This window comes from Enterobacter sp. 186315 (assembly GCF_053290175.1).
The window spans coordinates 19564-41794 of the sequence record NZ_JBPTTK010000008.1 but is presented as its reverse complement, the minus strand read 5'-3'; the positions used below and the strand labels follow the sequence as shown (position 1 = coordinate 41794).

Annotated in this window: 20 protein-coding genes; 2 read left to right on the top strand and 18 right to left on the bottom strand. The window is 54.6% G+C overall.

The genetic code is table 11. The annotated features are described in order from the left end of the window. The first annotated feature begins 9 nt into the window (after positions 1–9). Positions 10–675 carry a 6-phosphogluconate phosphatase gene (gene yieH, locus ACSVHP_RS11145; RefSeq protein ID WP_447551930.1) on the top strand — a complete coding sequence of 222 codons (666 nt, stop codon included), beginning with the start codon at positions 10–12 and terminating at the stop codon, positions 673–675. 36 nt (positions 676–711) lie between these two features. Here yieH and ACSVHP_RS11140 read toward each other — a convergent pair whose 3' ends face one another. From ACSVHP_RS11140 to glmU, 10 genes are all read right to left on the bottom strand, one after another. Beyond that, a complete protein-coding gene (locus tag ACSVHP_RS11140; RefSeq protein ID WP_234673755.1) occupies positions 712–1431 on the bottom strand; it encodes a glucosamine-6-phosphate deaminase in 720 nt (239 codons plus the stop codon). Between the two features lie 21 nt (positions 1432–1452). After that, positions 1453–2622, bottom strand: coding sequence for an esterase (locus tag ACSVHP_RS11135; protein WP_447551929.1), 1170 nt, complete (start codon positions 2620–2622; stop codon positions 1453–1455). A 25-nt stretch (positions 2623–2647) separates the two neighbouring features. Then, on the bottom strand, positions 2648–4195 hold the full coding sequence (locus ACSVHP_RS11130) for a carbohydrate porin (RefSeq protein ID WP_447551928.1): 1548 nt from the start codon (positions 4193–4195) through the stop codon (positions 2648–2650). A 461-nt stretch (positions 4196–4656) separates the two neighbouring features. After that, positions 4657–5382 (bottom strand): phosphate signaling complex protein PhoU, encoded by a 726-nt coding sequence (gene phoU / locus ACSVHP_RS11125; protein ID WP_006177575.1) that lies wholly within the window; start codon positions 5380–5382, stop codon positions 4657–4659. A 14-nt stretch (positions 5383–5396) separates the two neighbouring features. Then, the gene (pstB, locus tag ACSVHP_RS11120; protein WP_234673732.1) at positions 5397–6170 is read right to left on the bottom strand and encodes a phosphate ABC transporter ATP-binding protein PstB; all 774 of its coding nucleotides are present in this window, start codon (positions 6168–6170) and stop codon (positions 5397–5399) included. Between the two features lie 47 nt (positions 6171–6217). Next, a complete protein-coding gene (gene pstA / locus ACSVHP_RS11115; protein WP_447551927.1) occupies positions 6218–7108 on the bottom strand; it encodes a phosphate ABC transporter permease PstA in 891 nt (296 codons plus the stop codon). After that, positions 7108–8067: a phosphate ABC transporter permease PstC gene (gene pstC / locus ACSVHP_RS11110; protein ID WP_234673734.1), complete on the bottom strand. Its 960-nt coding sequence runs from the start codon at positions 8065–8067 to the stop codon at positions 7108–7110. Before pstC ends, pstA begins: the two co-directional genes overlap by 1 nt. 128 nt (positions 8068–8195) lie before the next feature. Then, positions 8196–9236, bottom strand: coding sequence for a phosphate ABC transporter substrate-binding protein PstS (gene pstS / locus ACSVHP_RS11105; protein WP_234673735.1), 1041 nt, complete (start codon positions 9234–9236; stop codon positions 8196–8198). 321 nt (positions 9237–9557) lie between these two features. After that, a complete protein-coding gene (gene glmS / locus ACSVHP_RS11100; RefSeq protein WP_447551926.1) occupies positions 9558–11387 on the bottom strand; it encodes a glutamine--fructose-6-phosphate transaminase (isomerizing) in 1830 nt (609 codons plus the stop codon). Between the two features lie 225 nt (positions 11388–11612). Further along, entirely contained in the window at positions 11613–12983 is a 1371-nt protein-coding gene (gene glmU / locus ACSVHP_RS11095; RefSeq protein WP_447551925.1) for a bifunctional UDP-N-acetylglucosamine diphosphorylase/glucosamine-1-phosphate N-acetyltransferase GlmU, read from the bottom strand. A gap of 343 nt (positions 12984–13326) precedes the next feature. On the opposite strand from glmU, the gene ACSVHP_RS11090 reads away from it, so the two are divergent. Continuing rightward, positions 13327–15435, top strand: coding sequence for a right-handed parallel beta-helix repeat-containing protein (locus ACSVHP_RS11090; RefSeq protein WP_447551924.1), 2109 nt, complete (start codon positions 13327–13329; stop codon positions 15433–15435). Between the two features lie 300 nt (positions 15436–15735). On the opposite strand, the gene ACSVHP_RS11085 is transcribed toward ACSVHP_RS11090, so the two are convergent. Genes ACSVHP_RS11085 through atpB form a run of 8 tightly spaced genes read right to left on the bottom strand, consistent with a single transcriptional unit; the run spans position 15736 to position 22230 of the window. Then, positions 15736–16155, bottom strand: a complete 420-nt coding sequence (locus ACSVHP_RS11085) for a F0F1 ATP synthase subunit epsilon (RefSeq protein ID WP_006177560.1) — start codon at positions 16153–16155, stop codon at positions 15736–15738. Positions 16156–16175: 20 nt separating this feature from the next. Then, a complete protein-coding gene (atpD, locus tag ACSVHP_RS11080) occupies positions 16176–17558 on the bottom strand; it encodes a F0F1 ATP synthase subunit beta (protein WP_006177559.1) in 1383 nt (460 codons plus the stop codon). A 31-nt stretch (positions 17559–17589) separates the two neighbouring features. Then, positions 17590–18453, bottom strand: a complete 864-nt coding sequence (gene atpG, locus ACSVHP_RS11075) for a F0F1 ATP synthase subunit gamma (RefSeq protein ID WP_234673739.1) — start codon at positions 18451–18453, stop codon at positions 17590–17592. 51 nt (positions 18454–18504) lie between these two features. Then, positions 18505–20046, bottom strand: a complete 1542-nt coding sequence (atpA, locus tag ACSVHP_RS11070; RefSeq protein WP_234673740.1) for a F0F1 ATP synthase subunit alpha — start codon at positions 20044–20046, stop codon at positions 18505–18507. Positions 20047–20058: 12 nt separating this feature from the next. Continuing rightward, on the bottom strand, positions 20059–20592 hold the full coding sequence (atpH, locus tag ACSVHP_RS11065) for a F0F1 ATP synthase subunit delta (RefSeq protein WP_234673741.1): 534 nt from the start codon (positions 20590–20592) through the stop codon (positions 20059–20061). Positions 20593–20606: 14 nt separating this feature from the next. Further along, positions 20607–21077 carry a F0F1 ATP synthase subunit B gene (gene atpF / locus ACSVHP_RS11060; protein WP_014072436.1) on the bottom strand — a complete coding sequence of 157 codons (471 nt, stop codon included), beginning with the start codon at positions 21075–21077 and terminating at the stop codon, positions 20607–20609. Between the two features lie 48 nt (positions 21078–21125). Beyond that, positions 21126–21365 carry a F0F1 ATP synthase subunit C gene (atpE, locus tag ACSVHP_RS11055; RefSeq protein WP_000429386.1) on the bottom strand — a complete coding sequence of 80 codons (240 nt, stop codon included), beginning with the start codon at positions 21363–21365 and terminating at the stop codon, positions 21126–21128. Positions 21366–21414: 49 nt separating this feature from the next. Further along, a complete protein-coding gene (atpB, locus tag ACSVHP_RS11050; RefSeq protein WP_234673742.1) occupies positions 21415–22230 on the bottom strand; it encodes a F0F1 ATP synthase subunit A in 816 nt (271 codons plus the stop codon). Position 22231: the final 1 nt, after the last annotated feature.

Sequence of the window (22231 nt, the reverse complement as noted above, 5' to 3'; positions counted from 1 at the left end):
GGGAAAGGCATGTCCGGAATTGAGGCGGTATTTTTCGACTGCGACGGTACGCTTGTCGACAGTGAGGTCATTTGTTCCCGCGCGTATGTCGCCATGTTCCAGGAATTTGGCATTACGCTCGATCTCGAAGAGGTGTTCAAACGCTTTAAGGGCGTGAAGCTCTACGAAATCATCGACATCATTAACGAAGAACACGGCGTAGATCTGGCGAAAGCCGATCTGGAGCCGGTGTACCGCGCCGAGGTCGCACGCCTCTTCGACTCGGAGCTGGAGGTGATCGCTGGCGCAAACGCGCTGCTGGACGCCATGACGGTGCCGATCTGCGTGGTATCAAACGGCCCGGTCAGCAAAATGCAGCACTCGCTGGGCAAGCTTGAGATGTTGCACCATTTCCCGGAAAAACTGTTCAGCGGCTACGATATTCAGCGCTGGAAGCCGGATCCGGCCCTGATGTTCCACGCGGCTAAGGCGATGAACGTGAACGTCGAGAACTGCATCCTGGTGGATGATTCTACGGCGGGCGCGCAGTCGGGGATTGATGCAGGCATGGAGGTGTTTTACTTCTGCGCCGATCCGCACAACAAGCCGATCGATCATCCAAACGTGACCACCTTTACCGATCTGGCACAGCTGCCGGAACTGTGGAAGGCGCGCGGCTGGAACATCACCCGCTAAGGGACATCCCGCCGCACCGCGGCGGGACATACACCTTTACGCCAGCGTCAGTTCAGATGCCGCCGCTTTATCTGCGATCACCGTCAGGAACGGGTGCAGCTGAAGCACAGACGCGGGTAACGCCTCTGTCACCGGCCCTTCCAGCATCCCCTTCAGCGCCTTCGCTTTCGCTTCACCGTTGACGATCACCAGCAGGTTTTTCGCCGCCATGATGCTTTTCGGCCCCATGGTCACGTAGTGCGTCGGTACCTGTGAGACATCACCGCCCAGCTCGTGCGCCACGAGGTTAACCAGCTCACCGTCTATGGGCACCAGAGTGGTCATGTCGTGAAAATGGGTGGTGTTGGGTAAATTGCCGCAAAAGTGACCGTCGGCACCCAGCCCCATCACCACCAGATCCAGCCCGCCTCTCTCCGCCAGCATCCGGTCATGACCCGCGTAGTTGTCCACCGTCAGCTGATGGATATTCGCCTCGTTGACCGCCGTCGGCGTGAAGAACAGGTTGCGCAGGCTGGTGAGGGTGACGCCATCGCCCGACTTATCGCGAAACGGGATCTCGTCGAAATTGTAAAACTGCACGTTTTTGAGCCAGTTTTTGCCTTTCACCATCGGCGTGAGCAGCTCGTACATGCGCTTCGGCGTACTGCCCGCCGTGATCGCCAGGTGAACGAGGCGCGGCTTGTCCATCAGCTCGTACAGCTGCTGGGCCGCAAACTGGCTCATCTGCTCGTAGTCGTCGGTTATGATTAATCTCATCATATCGTCCTGATAAGCCAGCTATTTGAATAACTTCTGCACGAACTCGGCATACGCCGGACGCCAGACGTCCATCTCATGGTTCAGCCCCGGATATTCATGATATTCAAAGCGAATATCGCGTTTTTCCAGCTCGGCCTTCAGGCCGGCAATGTCCTTCCCGGTGACCATATCCCGATCCCCCACCACCACGGTGAAGTTGCGCAGCTGCGCGTTGATGGACTGAGGATTGTCCAGACGCGCGCTGACGCCCGCATCCGGCACCGTCGTGGTCGTCACGCCGCTGAAGGTGCCCAGCCAGCGGAAGCTTTCAAGATGATTGAGACCTGAGACCAGCGCCTGATAGCCGCCCTGAGACAGCCCCGCCAGCGCGCGGCCGTCCGCATCTGAACGGACGTTGAAGCGCTTGCTGATGAGCGGAATAATGTCGGTCATCAGCTCGCGATCGGCGGCTTTTGCATTCAGCGGATAGAACACTTTGCGCCGCTCGCCGGGAACGAAGGTTTCAGGAACAATCCCTTCTGCATCCGTTTCGGTATCCGGCACCACCACCAGCATCGGCTTGATTTTGCCCTCGGCCAGCAGGTTATCCATCATTTGCGCGATGCGCCCCTGGTCAATCGCCGAGCGCCCGGTATCGCCAAACCCGTGATAAAAATAGAGCACCGGCAGCGGCTCCCCTTTACCGCTGTAGCCTGGCGGGGTCCAGACGAACATCTGGCGTTCGGATTTTAAGGCGCTGGAGTGATAGGTCAGCGCAATCAGATCGCCATGCGGGACGGGATTCACATCAAGAATACTGCCCGGCACCAGCACCATGCTGGAGTTCACCTGGCGCTGCGGCTTCGGCATCGCCGTGCCGGTATCAATGCTGCGAACGCCGTCAATGTTGAAGAAATACTCGTACAAATTGGGCTTCATCACCGGCGCCTGCCAGGTCCAGATCCCCACGCTGTCCTTCACCATAGGGTGAATGTTGTCCGGAGTGGGAACGCCGATCACCACCGACACGTTTTTCGCCTGCGGGGCGAAGTAGCGGAAGGTGATGGATTTGTCCGCGTTGACCTGAGTCACGTACTGCTGCACGGTCATCGCCGGATCGGGCGTATCAGGCAGCGCAGAGGCGTTCACCTGCTGGCTAAGACACACCGACAGCGCAATAAGGGATAAAACCGATTTAACGCGTTTCATAAACACATCCTTTTCAATGTTCTGATTACCACCAGATTTCAGCCTGCGCACCTACCGCGAACTGATCCTTTTTCCCGTCTGCGAAGGTGTAGTCATCGAGATCGGTATCTTCCGCCTTAATGTAAGTGCCGTAGAAACGAATTTCCGGGCGGGAGGTCAACATGCTGGTATTGACCTTAAAGGTATGGAACAGCGTCGCCTTATAGCCGGACTCGTAATAGTTGGTGCCGCTCAGGTCGATGTTTTTCTGTTTGAAGTAGCCCAGCTCGACGCCGGTCTGGTTGAATTTGTCCCAGATATAGGCAGGACGCACCACGGCGCGGATGGATTCGAAATCAGAATGGGCGCCGGTTTCGTAGCTATAAACGTCATTACCAAACGAGTAGACCAGCGCGTTCGCCACGATTACGTCGTCACCCAAATACATTTCACCCTGTGAAGCGAGTCGCACCGCCGTTCCGTTGGTGTGATCGCCATAGTAGCGGCCGTTAAAGGTGGTAAACGGACTGGAGCCGGCGTAGCGGGAGAAGCTGCTCGCAATGGAGTTGTTTGCCAGCAGCAGCGAGTATTCGTTAAAGCCACCCTCCGTGAATTTGTGCGTCACGGTGCTGCCGACCATCCAGGTATCTTTCCACTGGTAATAGCCGTTGTTGTCCTCGTTATACTTCTCGCTGCTGCTCTGGTTCGCGGCGACATAACGCCCGCTCAGCATCAGGGTCGCGTTGTCCCACAGCGGCAGCTCTTTGTAGCGCAGGTCGATGGCGTTGGTATTGATCTTCTGCTTGTTCTTCAGGTCACGGTCGTAGTCGTCGACGTCTTCACGCACCAGCGCGATATCCACTTTGCCCGGGCCGATTTTCCAGTTTTCCAGACCCACGCCCGCCGCGGCATCGGTACGCTGCGTTTTCCAGTCGAGCATCTGAATTTCGATTTTCGGCGCGCCGTGCTTACCGACCCAGAAATCCGCTTCCGGGGCGAACGGTAAGAAGCCTTGCGTGGTGACGTACATGTCGGAGAACTGGAGATAGTTCTCGCCGCCCGCGTTATCCCCGAACCAGCCCGTGGAGTACTGCTGGCTGACGTTACCGTCCAGCATCACTATCGCATCCACGCGCTTGTTGCCTTCGCTGTAGACCCGCTGTTTGAGCTGCAAATCAAACCAGCCTGTGTATTCGTTCCCCAGACGTCCCAGAGAGCCGATGGCCCAGGATTTTGGCGCGCCGTGGGAAGCGGTTCCCCAGCCTGAACGGAAGTAGCCATTGTAGCTGAACCCGATCTCGTCTTTCACAAACTTACTGAAATCCTTCATGGTGACTGACGACAAGGCTGGCGCTGATGCATCCCCTGCGGCGTTATCATTTTTGACCAGAACCGCTTCCGGTTTTTTAACGGGTTTTACGCTCGACGGTACCGGAGTCGACTGCTTTTTATAATATTCCAGCTCGCTCTGGGTATCCTTTAACGCCTTTTCGAGTAATTCAAGACGCTGCTCGACCGTTAATGATTCCGCATTAACCTGGCAAAAAGGCACCATCATTAAAAATGCAGAGGTAATAGCATTTCTCCTGAACATAATCATATTCCCTTTTAATTATTAAGATTAAAAAACGGGGGGATTATTCATCCCCCAAAGTGGCTAACGAGGGTAAAAATCAATACGTGTCATATGCAGATGACGCGGCGCCTTCCCTGCGAAACGGCACTCTTTTATCCTGTCATGGCGTTAAAAAACAAAAAAACCTGAAAAGACCGCCCCTCTTTCGAGGAGGATCTTTTCAGGTTTTGCCCGTATGACGACGGTTACAATCCTGTGGTGAATATAATTGCGGAACCCGCTAATTAATTTTCAACTGAAACTAATATGGGATGTAATTCTGTTGCAGGCGGGAGGGAAAGACAATGCGGAATACCGTAATTTGTGACAAAGAACAAATTAATAATTGGGATATTACAGGAACTCGTTAAATATTATTTGCGTGAATTATATAAGCCATATTAAATATAACGCCAGCAGTGCTGGCGTTATTAATTGTTTTACTCTTTCGGATCTTTACCCGCCAGCAGCTTGTCCAGCTCGTCGCCGCCCACGTGACGGAAATCCTGGCCCTTCACGAAATAGAAAATGTATTCACAAATGTTCTGGCAACGGTCGCCGATGCGCTCAATAGAGCGCGCGCAGAACAGCGCGGTCAGTACGCTTGGAATGGTGCGTGAATCTTCCATCATGTAGGTCATCAGCTGACGCACGATGCCCTCATATTCCTGGTCGACCTTCTTATCTTCACGATAAATACGTACCGCTTCGTCAAGATCCATACGCGCAAAGGCGTCCAGCACGTCGTGCAGCATCTGCACCGTGTGGCGACCCAGCGACTCCAGGCTCACCAGCAGCGGCTGGTGCTGCTGGGAAAACTTCTCGAGCGCGGTACGGCAGATTTTATCCGCCACGTCACCAATACGCTCCAGCTCGGCGATGGTTTTGATGATCGCCATCACCAGACGCAGGTCGCTCGCCGTCGGCTGACGTTTGGCGATAATGCGCACGCAGGCTTCGTCGATCGCGACTTCCATCATGTTGACGTTTTGGTCGCCTGCAATGACGCGCTTCGCCAGCTCGCTGTCCTGGTTATGCATCGCGGTGATCGCATCAGAAAGCTGCTGCTCGACCATACCGCCCATGGTCATCACCTGGGTGCGGATGCTTTCCAGCTCGGCGTTAAACTGGCCGGAAATGTGTTTGTTAAGATTGAGATTATCCATTGCGCACTCCTGAATCAGCCGTAGCGTCCGGTGATGTAGTCTTCGGTTTGTTTCTTCGCGGGCTTAGTGAACAGATCGTCCGTGTTGCTGAACTCAATCAACTCGCCCAGGTACATAAACGCCGTGTGATCGGAACAACGCGCGGCCTGCTGCATGTTGTGGGTCACGATAACCACGGTGTAATCCTGCTTCAGCTCGGTGATCAGCTCTTCGATACGACCGGTTGAGATCGGATCCAGCGCTGAACACGGCTCGTCCAGCAGCAGCACGTCCGGGCGAATGGCGATGCCACGCGCAATGCACAGACGCTGCTGCTGACCACCGGAGAGAGAGTACCCGCTCTGGTGCAGCTTATCTTTGGTTTCATTCCATAATGCGGCCTTGGTCAAGGCCCACTGCACGCGCTCGTCCATATCGGCACGGGAGAGCTTCTCGAACAGGCGAACGCCAAAGGCGATGTTGTCGTAAATCGACATCGGGAACGGCGTTGGCTTCTGGAACACCATACCCACTTTGGCACGCAGCAGGGCGATATCCTGGGTATTAGTGAGAATGTTGTCGCCGTCGAGAAGGATCTCCCCTTCGGCGCGCTGCTCCGGATAGAGCGAATACATTTTGTTAAAGGTACGCAGCAGCGTGGATTTGCCACAGCCGGACGGACCGATGAATGCCGTGACCTGGTTCTTAGCGATATCCAGGTTGATATTCTTCAGGGCATGGAATTTGCCGTAGTAGAAGTTCAAATCGCGAACCTGAATCTTACCCGGGGCAGTATCAACCATACTCATTGACTCATTTCCTCATTCGGCGCCGCGACGTGCCGCGCCGTAAAAAATTAACCGTGTTTCTTCTTCGCGAAAATGACGCGCGCCAGAATGTTCAGCAACAGTACGCAAAGGGTAATAATCAGCACCCCGGCCCAGGCCAGCTGCTGCCACTCCGCGAACGGGCTCATCGCAAATTTAAAGATGGTGACCGGCAGGTTGGCGATCGGCTGCATCATGTCCGTGCTCCAGAACTGGTTGGAGAGGGAGGTAAACAGCAGCGGAGCCGTTTCACCGGCGATACGCGCAACGGCGAGCAGGATACCGGTCATAATCCCGGAGATTGACGCTTTTAGCGTAATCGCGGAGATCATTTTCCACTTTGGCGTTCCCAGCGCGTAAGCCGCTTCGCGCAGGCTGTCCGGCACCAGTTTCAGCATGTTTTCCGTGGTTCGGATAACGATAGGCACCTGCAACAGCGCCAGCGCAATCACGCCCGCCCAGCCGGAGAAGTGCTCCATCTGCGCCACCACCACGGTGTAGACAAACAGGCCGACCACGATAGACGGGGCAGAAAGCAGAATGTCGTTGATGAAGCGAATCACTTCCGCGAGCCAGGATTTACGGCCATATTCCGCGAGGTAAATCCCCGCCATAATGCCCAGCGGCGTGCCCACCACGGTCGCCCACAGGATCAGCAGGCCGCTGCCCGCAAGGGCGTTCGCCAGACCACCGCCCGCCGTGTTCGGCGGCGGCGTCATCTCGGTGAACAGCGCCAGCGACATGCCGTCGATACCGCGAACTATGGTCGAGAAGAGGATCCAGACCAGCCAGAACAGGCCAAACGCCATGGTCGCCATGGAGAGCGTCAGCGCAATGCGGTTTTTCAAACGGCGCTTTGACTGCATCTTACGGCGGGACTCCGCCAGCTCGGCGGTGCTTTGCATTTCGAGAGTCGCCATTAGCGTGCCCCCTCATTTTTAGCCAGACGCATAATCATCAGCTTGGAAATCGCCAGAACGATGAAGGTGATAACAAACAGGATCAGACCCAGCTCCATCAGCGCGGCAACGTGCAGCCCGGATTCCGCTTCGGCAAATTCGTTCGCCAGCGCCGACGTAATGCTGTTACCCGGCATGAACAGCGAGGCGCTGTCGAGCTGGTAGGTGTTGCCGATGATAAAGGTCACCGCCATGGTTTCACCCAGCGCGCGGCCCAGGCCGAGCATCACGCCCCCGATCACCCCATTTTTGGTGAACGGAAGAACGATGCGCCAGATAACTTCCCAGGTGGTGCAGCCGATGCCGTAGGCCGACTCTTTCATCATCACCGGGGTTTGTTCGAAGACATCGCGCATTACCGCCGCAATGTACGGAATGATCATGATGGCGAGGATCACGCCAGCCGCCAGAATACCGATACCGAACGCCGGGCCCTCGAACAGCGCTCCCACAAACGGGATCGCAGACAGTACGTTGCCCACCGGCTCCTGGAAGTAGGTGGCGAACAGCGGCGCGAAGATAAACAGGCCCCACATGCCGTAAACGATACTCGGAATAGCCGCCAGCAGTTCGATCGCAATACCGAGCGGACGTCGCAGCCAGCCGGGTGCCAGCTCGGTCAGGAACAGGGCGATACCAAAGCTGACCGGAACGGCGATCAGCAGGGCGATGAACGAGGTCACCAGCGTGCCGTAGATGGGCACCAGCGCACCGTAGATATCGTTCGGCGCGTCCCACTCTTTTGTCCACAGGAAGGAGAAACCGAATTTCTGAATGCTTGGCCAGGAGGAGAAAATCAGAGACACGATAATGCCGCCCAGCAGCAATAGCACAATCAGCGCAGCCAGTTTGACCAGCGCGCTGAAAATCATGTCACCTTTTTTACCCGGAGGGTTAAATGCAGGCTTGGTTGCAGCCATAAATCACTCTTCTGTTTGAGACGTTTTTACGAATATGCCCGGTGGCGCTGACGCTTACCGGGCCTACAGATTAAACCGTAGGGCGGGTAAGCGCAGCGCCACCCGCCATCTTCGTTAAATATATCCTGTTAGTACAGCGCTTTACCGCTGCTGTCTTTTACGTTGGTCTTCCATGCAGCACGAACCTGCTCAACCACGCTGTCCGGCAGGCTGGCGTAATCCAGATCGTTAGCCTGTTTGCCGCCGTTTTTGTATGCCCAGTCGAAGAACTTCAGCACTTCCGTACCCTGCTCAGGCTTCTTCTGATCTTTGTGAACCAGAATGAACGTGGTAGAGGTGATTGGCCATGCATTGTCGCCTTTCTGGTTAGTCAGATCCTGTGCGAAGGATTTGCTCCAGTCAGCGCCTTTCGCGGCGTTAGCAAAGTTTTCTTCCGTCGGGCTGACCGGCTTGCCGTCAGCAGAAACCAGTTTGGTATAGGCCAGGTTGTTCTGCTTCGCGTACGCATATTCTACGTAGCCGATGGAGCCAGGCAGACGCTGTACGAACGCGGCGATACCGTCGTTACCTTTACCGCCCAAACCGGTTGGCCAGTTGACGGTAGAGCCGGAGCCGACTTTAGATTTCCACTCGTCGTTCACTTTTGCCAGGTAGCTGGTGAAGACGAAGGAGGTGCCCGAACCATCCGCGCGGCGAACCACGGCGATGTTCTGAGAAGGGAGTTTCATGCCTGGGTTGAGCTTAGCAATCGCTTCGTCATCCCATTTTTTGATTTTGCCGAGGTAGATGTCACCCAGCGTTTTGCCGTCCAGCACCAGCTCGCCCGACTTCACGCCCGGCAGGTTGATGGCCAGCACAACGCCGCCGATCACGGTCGGGAACTGGAACAGGCCTTCCTGCGCCAGTTTTTCATCAGACAGCGGAGCGTCTGATGCGCCGAAATCAACGGTGTTCGCGGTAATTTGTTTAACGCCACCGGAGGAGCCGATACCCTGATAGTTAACCTTGTTACCGGTTTCTTTCTGGTAGGTATCCGCCCATTTGGCATACACCGGCGCAGGGAAGGTTGCACCAGCGCCAGTCAGGCTTGCCTCTGCGAATACAGAGAAAGCGCTCAGAGATAAGGTCGCGGCGACAACAGTTGCGACAGTGGTACGCATAACTTTCATAATGTCTCCTGCAAGATTTTCGTAAATCGTTGTTTAGTGGCTACGATGAGCAAAATAGGACAAACAGGTGACAGATAAATGTACGAATTATGACAGTTTTATGACAACGAAAACTTCAGTTAAAAACTGTCGAAATACTCAATGAATATCATCATGTTAGACACAAACATGACGGTAGATTTACAGTTATATTTTCTTTATGTGACACTGAAAAAAGTAGCTGAAGATGACAGATTGTCATCTATAAAAGCGGGGAAGCGTTGATTAAAAACAAACCAGATGGGATAAAAAAGCTCCACCCGAAGGTGGAGCCCGGAGAGATTATTCGACGGTAACGGACTTCGCCAGGTTACGCGGCTGGTCAACGTCGGTGCCTTTGATCAGCGCCACGTGATACGCCAGCAGCTGCAACGGAACGGTGTAGAAGATTGGCGCGATCACCTCTTCCACATGCGGCATCTCAATGATGTGCATATTGTCGCTGCTGGCAAAACCGGCATCTTTATCCGCAAAGACGAACAGTACGCCACCGCGGGCACGGACCTCTTCGATGTTCGATTTCAGTTTTTCCAGCAGTTCGTTGTTCGGTGCCACAACGATAACCGGCATATCGGCGTCAATCAGCGCCAGCGGGCCGTGCTTCAGCTCACCCGCGGCGTAGGCTTCCGCATGGATGTAGGAGATCTCTTTCAGCTTCAGCGCGCCTTCCAGTGCGATCGGATACTGATCGCCACGGCCAAGGAACAGCGCGTGATGTTTGTCGGAGAAATCTTCCGCCAGCGCCTTGATGCGTTTGTCCTGAGACAGCATCTGCTCAATACGGCTCGGCAGCGCCTGCAACCCGTGAACAATGTCCTGCTCAACGGAAGCATCCACGCCTTTCAGACGCGCCAGCTTCGCCACCAGCATCAGCAGAACGGTCAGCTGAGTGGTAAAGGCTTTGGTTGATGCCACACCGATTTCGGTACCGGCTTTGGTCATCAGCGCCAGATCGGATTCACGCACCAGCGAGGAGCCAGGGACGTTACAAATCGCCAGCGAGCCAAGATAGCCCAGCTCTTTCGACAGGCGCAGCGCCGCCAGGGTATCCGCCGTTTCGCCAGACTGGGAAAGGGTGATCATCAGGCTGTTACGACGCACCGCGGATTTACGGTAGCGGAACTCAGACGCGATTTCCACGTCGCACGGCACGCCCGCCAGGGATTCAAACCAGTAGCGAGAGACCATCCCGGAGTTGTACGAGGTGCCGCAGGCCACGATCTGAATATGCTCAACCTGAGAAAGCAGTTCGGCCGCGTTGGCACCCAGCTCGCTCAGATCGACCTGGCCGTGGCTGATGCGCCCGGTCAGGGTGTTTTTGATGGCGTTTGGCTGCTCGTAGATCTCTTTCTGCATGTAGTGACGATACGCGCCCTTGTCGCCCGCATCGTATTGCAGGTTAGATTCGATCTCAGGGCGTTTAATCGCCGCGCCGGATTTATCGAAAATGGAAACTTCGCGGCGCGTCACTTCGGCGATATCGCCCTCTTCAAGGAAGATAAAGCGGCGGGTCACAGGCAGCAGCGCCAGCTGATCGGAGGCGATGAAGTTCTCGCCCATACCCAGCCCGATCACCATCGGGCTGCCGGAACGCGCGGCCAGCAGGGTGCTCGGGTCGCGGGAATCCATGATCACCGTACCGTATGCGCCACGCAGCTGAGGGATCGCGCGCAGTACCGCATCGCGCAGCGTGCCGCCCTTCGCCAGCTCCCAGTGGACCAGGTGAGCAATCACTTCGGTGTCGGTTTCGGACACAAAGGTGTAGCCGCGCGCTTTCAGCTCTTCGCGCAGCGGTTCGTGGTTTTCGATAATGCCGTTATGCACCACCACAATGTGTTCAGACACATGCGGGTGGGCGTTGCCTTCAGAGGGTTCGCCGTGCGTCGCCCAACGGGTATGCGCAATACCCGTGCCGCCGTGCAGCGGATGTTCTTCCGCCGCCTGCGCCAGCATCTGCACTTTACCCAGACGACGCAGGCGGGTCATATGACCTTCCGCATCCACCACCGCCAGACCCGCAGAGTCATAGCCACGGTATTCCAGACGACGTAAGCCTTCGAGAAGGATTTCAGCAATATCACGCTGCGCAACTGCGCCAACAATTCCACACATAGTTTTAGATTCCGAATTTAGGCATTATGCCTGCGTTGTCGCTGACCTGTATTTGCCCTTTCCGGGCGCCCCGAGCCTTGTAGAGAGTGGGGTTATTTTTATGGGTACTGCTGGTGGGGGAAGATATATATTTACCTCCTCACCCGGGTTTGCCTGATGACGGCTACGCCTTATCAGGCCTACTCAATCGTAGGGCGGGTAAGCGTAGCGCCACCCGCCTTGTTGTTATTTCTTCTTCACCGGGCGTGTCCAGCCCTGCTTGTTGATCTGCGGCACGCGGCTCAACACCAGTTCGTTCTCGGCCACATCGCGCGTCACGGTTGTCCCGGCGGCGATGGTCACACCGTTGCCGACCGTCACCGGCGCCACCAGCTGCGTATCGGAGCCCACAAACACGTCATCGCCGATGATGGTTTTAAACTTGTTCGCGCCGTCATAGTTGCAGGTAATCGTACCCGCGCCGATATTCACGTTATCGCCAATTTCCGCATCGCCAAGATAGGTCAAATGACCGGCTTTAGAGCCTTTACCCAGGCGCGCCTTTTTCATCTCAACGAAGTTGCCAACGTGCGCGCCTTCCAGCAGCTCTGCGCCCGGGCGCAGACGCGCAAACGGGCCGATGGTGCAGGCCGCATCGAGATGCGCATCTTCCACCACGCTGTACGGGCTGATTTCGCAGTCATCGCCAATCACGCTATTTTTGATCACGCAGCCGGTGCCAATCTTCACGCGGTGGCCCAGGGTGACGCTGCCTTCGAGAATAACGTTAGTATCGATCTCAACGTCACGCCCGTGAGACAGAGTGCCGCGCAGATCAAAACGCGCCGGATCCTTAAGCATGACGCCCGCCAGCAGCAGTTTTTCAGCCTGTTCGGACTGATAAATACGCTCCAGACGAGAAAGTTGCAGGCGGTTGTTCACGCCGTCCGTTTCGCTGATGCGCGCCGGATGCACTGCCGCAATGTCGCGACCTTCCTGGTAGGCCAGGGCGATAATATCGGTGATGTAATATTCACCCTGTGAATTGTTGTTGTTCAGTTTCGACAGCCAGCGCTTCATGTCCGCGCCGTTGGCGATCAGGATGCCGGTGTTAATTTCCGGGATCTCGCGCTGGGCTTCGCTGGCATCTTTGTGCTCAACGATGCCGGTCACTTTGCCGTTTTCACGGGTAATACGGCCATATCCGCTCGGATCGTCCAGCACCACGGTCAGCAGACCGATACCGCCCTGCGGTTTCGCGTCACGCAGGCGGGTCAGGGTTTCGACGGATATCAGCGGAACATCGCCGTACAGCATCAGGATATCTTCGTCATCGCCGAAGAACGGCGCGGCCTGCTGCATCGCATGGCCCGTACCGAGCTGTTCGGCCTGAAGCACCCAGTTGAGGTTGTCATCACGCAGCGTCTGCTTGAGGAGATCGCCGCCGTGGCCGTACACCAGGTGAACCTGTTTTGCGCCGAGTTCATTCGCGGCATCAATGACATGCTGCACCATCGGCTTTCCTGCCAGGGTGTGCAGCACCTTTGGAAGATCGGAATACATGCGGGTGCCTTTGCCAGCGGCAAGGATGACCACGCTCATCGTATTGTTCAACATACGCGTCCTGACTGTAATTTGAGTGAGAAGTAAAACCCTTTGACGTTGAAAATTCTACATATTTTGCGCCATAAAATGGAGTGATGCTAAAACGCTCAACGCGGGGCTTTACGGGCTATTTGAGGATACTTTTACGCGCAGAGTAAATCACTTTTTCTCTGGAAAATAGCATTCTCGGGGGAAGTCGCCAGCCCTCACAGTAGCTTAGCCATTCTTTCGCCTCATGAATAAAGATATCAAAAATTAAAACGCAGTTTTAATAATTGAATAGTGTGACGCATAAAAAAGAAACACCGTTTCATCTTGATGATAATGGCGCTCAATTATCACTCAGGAGAATAAAATGAATTATAAAATACCTCTGGCGCTCATGATGTGTAGCACCTTTGCCGCCTCTTCGGCTGAGCCAGCGCACGTCTGGAAAGCGATCGCCTTCGGGCAATCGACCGATCTGAATTTTTCCTCCAACGTGCTGCCCGACAAAATAGGCGTTAACGATGTCACCATTGATGGCGTCAGACTCACGCCGCAGGACGCCGCGGATTTATCAAAACCCGTCACCCTCGAAAGCCGGGGCGGCAAAATCGCTAACTCGCACGACGGGCTGACCTTCTTCTATACCGAACTTCCGGTGACGGAGAACTTCGTTTTGCAGGCTAGCGTGAGAGTGGATCAGTTTGGCCCGGAGAACGGCGCGAAACCGGCCGCACAGGAGGGGGCGGGCCTTCTGGTGCGCGATGTTCTCGGCGTGCCGCGCCAGCAGCCGCTGAAAGAGGGGTACGAGGAGTTTCCCGCCGCGTCGAATATGGTGATGAACGCCATCATGACCCAGGATAAGCAAGATCGTCAGCGTATAAAATTGCAGGCCATCACCCGGGAAGGGATTTCTCACCCGTGGGGTGATGCCGGAGCGGCGATCAAAAAGCAGAGCTACAGGGAAGAGGTCGATATTCAACAGACGCCGGTATTCCGCCTCCGGCTTGAGCGCACCAATAGCGGCTTTGTGACCTCATGGGCGCCCGCGGGCAGCGATGCATGGGTCAGCCAGAGCGTACCGCGCGCCGATCTTATCGCCGTGCAGGACAGCGCTCGCTATTACGTCGGCTTCTTCGCATCCCGTAATGCAAAAATCACCGTTACCGAGGCATCCCTTGTAACAACCCCTGCTAAAACGGCGGCTTCAAGCCCCTGGCAGGCGAAAGCGCAGCCGGTCGTCGTGCAGCTCGCTTCGGGAACGCAAAGCAGCTCAACGCACTATCTGCTTCAGGCCCGCGCCAACTACGACGGCTTTTTTAGCGTTCGACAAAATGAAGTGGTGATCGGTAATGATAAACCGGTCAAAGCCGGAGAGATGTACGCTCTGCCCGCAACGCTCGGTGAAAAGAATGCCTTCCGCCTGACCTTTACCCCCACCAGCGCGTCCGACAACGCCCCGGTGCATCAGGATTTCAGCGTAGAAAAACGGGCGGATAACCCGCTGACGACGCTGTATGTCTCCCCGCAAGGCTCGGCGGAAGCTAAAGGCTCGCCGGACGCGCCGATAGATATCGCCACCGCCATCAGCCTGCTCCCGGCAGGAGGGAAAATCGTTCTTCAGGCCGGCGATTACCCGCTGAGCACCATCCCGCTGACGGCCAGCGGCAGCGCGGAGAAGCCGAAAACTCTCGAAGCCGAGGGGAAAGCCGTGATCCACGGGCTGCGGCTGGAGGCGAATAACTGGCATATCACCGGGATCGACGTCACCGGGAAAAGCCTGCGTATACAGGGCAGCCATAACCTGATCGCCAACGTGAAGGCCTACCGCAATGACGATACCGGCATTCAGATCTCCTCGCCGGAGAACGTTGGCCGTCCGCTGTGGGCGAGCCACAACCGGGTGATCCATTCCGAATCATGGGGCAATGAGGATCCGGGCAAGATTAACGCCGACGGTTTTGCCGTCAAAATGCGCGTCGGGGAGGGCAACCGCCTGGAGAACTGCTATTCCCACGATAATGTTGATGACGGTTTTGACCTGTTTAACAAAATTGAAGACGGGGCGAATGGGGTGGTGGTGATTGAGAATTCAGTCGCTGAAAACAATATCAGCAACGGCTTTAAGCTCGGTGGGGAAGGGCAGCCGGTCGCGCATGAGATCCGTAACAGCAAAGCTACGGGCAATCATCTTGACGGGTTTACCGATAACTTCAACCCGGGCGCGCTGGTGGTTACCAATAATCTGGCCGTCGACAATCTGCGCTTTAACTTTATCTTCCGTCCCAGCCCGTATGGCGATGCTTCCACGCAGGGAGTATTCACGGGCAATAAGTCCGTGCGGACTGCGCCTGGCAAATATGACGATGCGGTGGTGGGGAATATCGATGAGTCGAACTATTTTATGGCGAAGGGGAAAAGCGTGAACAGCAAAGGCGAGGTGCTGCCAGATGGCGCTTCGCTTATCACACAACGGTAAGCATGGCGCCACTCGGCATTCAGCGATTAGTGGTTGAATGTGCCGAAAGAGACATTCATTGAGCTGAAAAGAGCGATGATTTTATTGATCAGTTTCATGGAGGCATCCTGATTTTATGGGTGAAATTATGTGACTCAAGTCACAAAAAGAAGTCTACTCCTCAAATTTTAACCGATCAATATTTTTGTGACGAGAATCACAAAATAATAAAACAGCTTTTCAGTTTCATTTTTCCTGAAACGAAACCATAAAAAAAGCCAGCCTGGGATCCAGACTGGCTTTTTGCTTTTCAAGCCGGTGTTACATCGCTTTTTTGGTCAACTCGATAACGCGCAGTTTCGCGATAGCTTTGGCCAGCTCCGCAGACGCCTGAGCGTAATCCACGTCGCCATGAGAGCTGCTAATGTGCTCTTCAGCCTTACGCTTCGATTCCAGGGCTCGCGCTTCGTCGAGATCCTGTCCACGGATAGCGGTATCGGCCAGAACGGTCACACTGCCTGGCTGCACTTCAAGAATGCCGCCGGACAGATAGATGAACTCTTCATGACCGAACTGTTTAACGATGCGGATCATACCAGGCTTAATGGCGGTGAGCAGCGGTGCGTGACCCGGGAAGATACCCAGTTCACCTTCACTACCCGTTACCTGGATTTTCTCGACCAGACCAGAGAACATTTGTTGCTCTGCGCTGACGACGTCCAGGTGGTAAGTCATTGCCATATCACCCTCCGATTAAGGCGTTAAAGTTTTTTGGCTTTTTCCACGGCTTCGTCGATGGAACCAACCATGTAGAACGCCTGCTCTGGCAGGTGATCGTATTCGCCTTCCATGATGCCTTTAAAGCCACGGATGGTGTCTTTCAGAGAAACGTATTTACCCGGAGAACCGGTGAATACTTCTGCTACGAAGAACGGCTGGGACAGGAAGCGCTGGATCTTACGTGCGCGTGCTACCACCAGTTTGTCTTCTTCAGACAGCTCATCCATACCGAGGATGGCGATGATGTCTTTCAGTTCCTGGTAACGTTGCAGCAGGGACTGTACGCCACGCGCGGTGTCGTAGTGTTCCTGACCAACAACCAGTGGATCCAGCTGACGGCTGGTGGAGTCCAGCGGGTCAACGGCCGGGTAGATACCCAGGGACGCGATCTGACGGCTCAGTACCACGGTTGCATCTAAGTGCGCAAAGGTGGTTGCTGGAGATGGGTCAGTCAAGTCATCCGCAGGTACGTATACCGCCTGAACGGAGGTGATAGAACCGGTTTTGGTAGAGGTGATACGTTCCTGAAGAACACCCATCTCTTCCGCCAGGGTTGGCTGATAACCTACCGCAGAAGGCATACGACCCAGCAGTGCAGATACTTCTGTACCGGCCAGGGTATAACGGTAGATGTTATCGACGAACAGCAGAACGTCACGGCCTTCGTCACGGAATTTCTCAGCCATAGTCAGGCCGGTCAGCGCAACGCGCAGACGGTTTCCTGGTGGCTCGTTCATCTGACCGTAAACCAGGGATACTTTGTCCAGAACGTTGGAGTCAGTCATTTCGTGGTAGAAGTCGTTACCCTCACGAGTACGCTCACCCACACCTGCAAACACGGAATAACCGGAGTGCTCGATCGCGATGTTACGGATCAGCTCCATCATGTTTACGGTTTTACCCACACCCGCACCACCGAACAGACCCACTTTACCGCCCTTCGCAAACGGACACATCAGGTCGATAACTTTGATGCCGGTTTCCAGCAGTTCCTGAGAGCTGGACAGCTCTTCGTAGGAAGGTGCTGCGCGGTGGATAGCCCAACGCTCTTCTTCGCCGATGTCGCCTTTCATGTCGATTGGTTGACCCAATACGTTCATGATACGACCCAGCGTTGCTTTACCTACAGGAACTTCGATCGGGTGCTCAAGGTCTTTAACTTCCAGACCACGACGCAGACCGTCGGAAGAACCCATGGCGATGGTACGCACGATACCGCCGCCGAGCTGCTGCTGAACTTCCAGCACCAGGCTCTCGTTACCATTCTGTACCTCAAGCGCGTCGTACACGCGTGGTACGGCGTCCTGAGGGAACTCGACGTCCACCACGGCGCCGATTACCTGGACAATCTTTCCAGTAGCCATCTTGAATCCTCTACGTAATTCGTAAACCTGGTTAAACCGCGGCGGCCCCCGAGACAATCTCGGTGAGTTCCTGAGTAATGCTGGCCTGACGAGCTTTGTTGTAGACCAACTGCAGCTCTTTAATCAGGCTGCCGCCATTATCGGTCGCGGCTTTCATCGCCACCATACGTGCGGCTTGCTCGCTGGCCAGGTTTTCTACAACGCCCTGATAAACCTGAGATTCGACGTAACGACGCAGCAGAGTATCCAACAGCGCTTTCGGATCGGGTTCATACAGGTAATCCCAGGTTTTTTGCTTCAACTCGCCATCGTCCGAAGCCGGGAGAGGCAACATCTGAGTGATAGTTGGAACCTGAGACATGGTGTTAATAAATTTGTTGCTGACAACGTACAGTCTGTCCAGACGGCCTTCATCGTAGGCCTGCAACATAACTTTTACCGGACCAATCAGTTCGGACAGGGACGGGTTATCACCCATACCGGTCACCTGAGCGACGATATTGCCACCTACGGAATTGAAGAAAGATACGCCCTTAGAGCCGATCATTGCGATATCGCACTGAACGCCTTTTTCGGACCACGCTTTCATATCCGCCAGCAATTTTTTGAACAGGTTAATGTTCAAGCCGCCACACAGACCACGGTCGGTCGACACCACCAGGTAGCCCACGCGTTTAACGTCGCGTTCTTCCAGGTAAGGGTGCTTATATTCCAGATTACCGTTCGCAAGGTGACCAATCACTTTGCGCATGGTATCTGCATAAGGACGGCTGGCCGCCATGCGATCCTGCGATTTACGCATTTTGGAAGCGGCGACCATCTCCATCGCTTTAGTGATCTTCTGCGTGTTCTGGACGCTTGCGATCTTACTACGTATCTCTTTTGCGCCGGCCATGAGCTTCTCCTCAATGCCAGACGGCCTGTCCTGAGACAAGCCGCCGGACGATTACCAGGACTGGGTTGCTTTGAAGGAATCGAGGATAGCTTTCAGCTTGCCTTCGATTTCGTCGTTATAGCCACCGGACTGGTTAATCTCTTGCATCAGCGGAGCGTGATCACGGTCGACGTAAGCCAGCAGAGCGGCTTCGAAGCTACCGATTTTCGCCAGTTCCACATCTTCGAGGTAACCGCGTTCAGCCGCGAACAGCACCAGGCCCTGTTGTGCAACAGACATAGGGGCATACTGTTTCTGTTTCAGCAGCTCGGTCACTTTCTGACCGTGGCTCAGCTGTTTACGGGTTGCTTCATCCAGATCGGAAGCGAACTGAGAGAACGCTGCCAGTTCACGATACTGTGCCAGCGCGGTACGAATACCACCGGACAGTTTCTTGATGATCTTGGTCTGAGCTGCACCACCAACACGCGATACGGAGATACCCGGGTTAACTGCCGGACGAATACCGGAGTTAAACAGGTTGGTTTCCAGGAAGATCTGACCATCGGTAATGGAAATTACGTTGGTCGGAACGAACGCAGAAACGTCACCCGCCTGGGTTTCGATGATCGGCAGAGCGGTCAGAGAACCGGTTTTACCTTTCACTTCACCTTTGGTGAAGTTCTCGACGTATTCCGCGTTAACGCGGGATGCACGCTCCAGCAGACGAGAGTGGAGGTAGAATACGTCGCCCGGGAATGCTTCACGTCCAGGTGGACGACGGAGCAGCAGGGAAACCTGACGATAAGCAACAGCCTGTTTAGACAGGTCATCGTATACGATCAGCGCATCTTCACCGCGGTCACGGAAGTATTCGCCCATTGCGCAACCGGCATATGGCGCCAGGTATTGCAGTGCAGCAGATTCAGAGGCAGTCGCCACAACAACGATGGTGTTAGCCAGTGCGCCGTGCTCTTCCAGTTTACGAACCACGTTAGAAATGGTGGACGCTTTCTGGCCGATAGCCACGTACACACATTTGATGCCGGAATCGCGCTGGTTGATGATGGCGTCGATAGCCATTGCGGTTTTACCGGTCTGACGGTCACCGATGATCAGTTCACGCTGACCACGACCGATTGGGATCATGGCATCAACGGACTTATAACCAGTCTGCACTGGCTGATCAACGGACTGACGGTCGATAACGCCTGGTGCGATAACTTCGATTGGAGAGAAGCCATCGTGCTCAACCGGACCTTTACCGTCGATTGGGGCACCCAGGGTGTTAACAACGCGACCCAGCAGGCCACGGCCAACCGGCACTTCCAGAATACGGCCAGTACACTTCACCTTCATGCCTTCGGCGAGGTCAGCGTATGGACCCATCACAACAGCACCTACAGAGTCGCGCTCCAGGTTCAGTGCGATAGCGTAACGGTTACCCGGCAGGGAAATCATCTCACCCTGCATACAATCGGCCAGGCCGTGGATGCGGATAACACCGTCACTTACAGAAACAATAGTACCTTCGTTGTGAGCTTCACTCACAACATTGAACTGAGCAATGCGCTGCTTGATCAGTTCGCTGATTTCGGTGGAATTCAGTTGCATGCTCCAGTCCCCTTAAGACTGCAAGACGTCTGCAAGGCGCTCAAGACGGCCGCGTACGCTGCCATCAATGACCATATCACCCGCACGGATGATTACGCCTGCCATTACAGACTTATCGATTTTGCAATTCAGCTTAACTTTGCGTGACAGACGTTTTTCCATCGCGGCGGTGATTTTCGCAAGCTGTTCTTCACTCAGTTCAGTCGCGGAAGTCACTTCGACTTCTGCGGTGGCTTCACTAAGGGCACGTAAGTGCTCAAACTGCTCGAGAACATCCGGGAGCACACGCAGACGACCATTTTCAGCCATCACCTTAATCAGGTTCTGGCCGTTGGCATCCAGTTGCTCTCCGCACACGGCGATAAACGACGCGGCGAGGGTATCAGGCGCTAAAGCACCAGACAGCAACTCGGCCATTTGTTCGTTTTTCGTCACCTCAGCGGCAAACGCCAGCATGTTCTGCCAGCGATCGACATTTTGGTGTTCGACAGCAAAGTCAAAAGCTGCTTTGGCGTAGGGGCGAGCTACCGTAACAAATTCAGACATCAGCCCCTCCCTCCTTACAGTTCAGCGACAAGTTTGTCCACGATGTCGCTGTTAGCAGCTTCATCCACGGAACGTTCGATGATCTTCTCGGCGCCAGCAACAGCCAGAATCGCAACCTGCTTACGCAGTTCTTCACGAGCACGTTTACGCTCGGCATCAATTTCCGCCTGAGCTTGTGTCACGATCTTAGTACGTTCCTGTTCTGCTTCAGCTTTGGCTTCGTCCAGGATCTGAGAACGGCGTTTGTTAGCCTGTTCAATGATTACCTGAGCTTCCGCTTTCGCTTTTTTCAGCTGGTCTGTCGCGTTGGCCTGTGCAAGGTCCAAATCTTTCTTAGCGCGTTCTGCGGAAGCCAAACCGTCAGCGATTTCTTTCTGACGTTTTTCGATGGCAGCCATTAACGGCGGCCATACATACTTCATACAGAACCAGACAAAGAGAATAAACGCGATGGCCTGGCCGAGGATTGTTGCGTTCATGTTCACAGCACAATACCTCTTAAATTTCTGTGGCTTGGGGTTTTAAAACAACTACTATGCGACAGCAAACATCACGTACAGACCCAGACCTACAGCGATCATTGGGATTGCATCCACCAGACCCATAACGATAAAGAACTGAGTACGCAGCAGAGGAATCAGATCCGGTTGACGCGCTGCGCCTTCCAGGAATTTACCCCCGAGGATGCCGATACCGATCGCAGCACCGATAGCCGCCAGACCCATCATCACAGCGGCAGCCATGTACAGCAGATCCATATTCAGGTTTTCCATGACAGTCTCCAGTTTGTTTCAATTAAAACGTAGTAGTGTTGGTAAAAAATCAGTGCTCTTCAGACGCCATCGACAGATAGACGATCGTCAGAACCATGAAGATAAAGGCTTGCAGCGTAATGATCAGGATGTGGAAAATGGCCCATGGCACATTAAGAATCCACTGTGACCACCACGGCAGAAGACCCGCGATCAGAATGAAAATCAGCTCACCCGCATACATGTTGCCGAACAGTCGCAGACCCAGTGAAACAGGTTTGGACAGCAGGCTAACGCCTTCCAGGATCAGGTTGACCGGAATAAACGCCCAGTGGTTGAACGGCTGCAAGGTAAGCTCTTTCACAAAGCCGCTTACGCCTTTCATTTTGATGCTGTAGAAAAGAATCAGGATAAACACGCCCAGCGCCATCGAAAGCGTAATGTTCACGTCAGCGGACGGAACCACGCGCAGCGCAGGCAGACCGAGGACATGTTCGCCAATCCACGGCAGGAAATCGATAGGCAGAAGGTCCATCAGGTTCATCAGGAAGACCCAGACAAACACGGTCAACGCCAGCGGAGCAATCAGCTTGCTCTTGCCGTGATACATGTCTTTCACGCTGCCATGGACGAAGCCGATGATCATTTCGATGAAGGTCTGGAATTTCCCTGGAACACCGCTGGTCGCTCTTTTAGCAACACCGCGGAAAATGGCCAGGAACAGAAGACCCAAAACCACCGAGAAGAACATGGAGTCGATGTTGATCGTCCAGAAGGTGGCCGGGGGGTTGTGCGGATCGACCAGCGAGAATGTACGCAGGTCCATCTGAAGGTTATTCAGATGGTGACCTATGTAATCCTGCGGCGTCATATTTTCTGAAGCCATG

Bases quoted from the DNA above. Each gene is read 5' to 3' on its own strand.
- yieH (WP_447551930.1), top strand. From the start codon at position 10: ATGTCCGGAATTGAGGCGGTATTTTTCGACTGCGACGGTACGCTTGTC.
- ACSVHP_RS11140 (WP_234673755.1), bottom strand. From the start codon at position 1,431: ATGAGATTAATCATAACCGACGACTACGAGCAGATGAGCCAGTTTGCG.
- ACSVHP_RS11135 (WP_447551929.1), bottom strand. From the start codon at position 2,622: ATGAAACGCGTTAAATCGGTTTTATCCCTTATTGCGCTGTCGGTGTGT.
- ACSVHP_RS11130 (WP_447551928.1), bottom strand. From the start codon at position 4,195: ATGTTCAGGAGAAATGCTATTACCTCTGCATTTTTAATGATGGTGCCT.
- phoU (WP_006177575.1), bottom strand. From the start codon at position 5,382: ATGGATAATCTCAATCTTAACAAACACATTTCCGGCCAGTTTAACGCC.
- pstB (WP_234673732.1), bottom strand. From the start codon at position 6,170: ATGAGTATGGTTGATACTGCCCCGGGTAAGATTCAGGTTCGCGATTTG.
- pstA (WP_447551927.1), bottom strand. From the start codon at position 7,108: ATGGCGACTCTCGAAATGCAAAGCACCGCCGAGCTGGCGGAGTCCCGC.
- pstC (WP_234673734.1), bottom strand. From the start codon at position 8,067: ATGGCTGCAACCAAGCCTGCATTTAACCCTCCGGGTAAAAAAGGTGAC.
- pstS (WP_234673735.1), bottom strand. From the start codon at position 9,236: ATGAAAGTTATGCGTACCACTGTCGCAACTGTTGTCGCCGCGACCTTA.
- glmS (WP_447551926.1), bottom strand. From the start codon at position 11,387: ATGTGTGGAATTGTTGGCGCAGTTGCGCAGCGTGATATTGCTGAAATC.
- glmU (WP_447551925.1), bottom strand. From the start codon at position 12,983: ATGTTGAACAATACGATGAGCGTGGTCATCCTTGCCGCTGGCAAAGGC.
- ACSVHP_RS11090 (WP_447551924.1), top strand. From the start codon at position 13,327: ATGAATTATAAAATACCTCTGGCGCTCATGATGTGTAGCACCTTTGCC.
- ACSVHP_RS11085 (WP_006177560.1), bottom strand. From the start codon at position 16,155: ATGGCAATGACTTACCACCTGGACGTCGTCAGCGCAGAGCAACAAATG.
- atpD (WP_006177559.1), bottom strand. From the start codon at position 17,558: ATGGCTACTGGAAAGATTGTCCAGGTAATCGGCGCCGTGGTGGACGTC.
- atpG (WP_234673739.1), bottom strand. From the start codon at position 18,453: ATGGCCGGCGCAAAAGAGATACGTAGTAAGATCGCAAGCGTCCAGAAC.
- atpA (WP_234673740.1), bottom strand. From the start codon at position 20,046: ATGCAACTGAATTCCACCGAAATCAGCGAACTGATCAAGCAGCGCATT.
- atpH (WP_234673741.1), bottom strand. From the start codon at position 20,592: ATGTCTGAATTTGTTACGGTAGCTCGCCCCTACGCCAAAGCAGCTTTT.
- atpE (WP_000429386.1), bottom strand. From the start codon at position 21,365: ATGGAAAACCTGAATATGGATCTGCTGTACATGGCTGCCGCTGTGATG.
- atpB (WP_234673742.1), bottom strand. From the start codon at position 22,230: ATGGCTTCAGAAAATATGACGCCGCAGGATTACATAGGTCACCATCTG.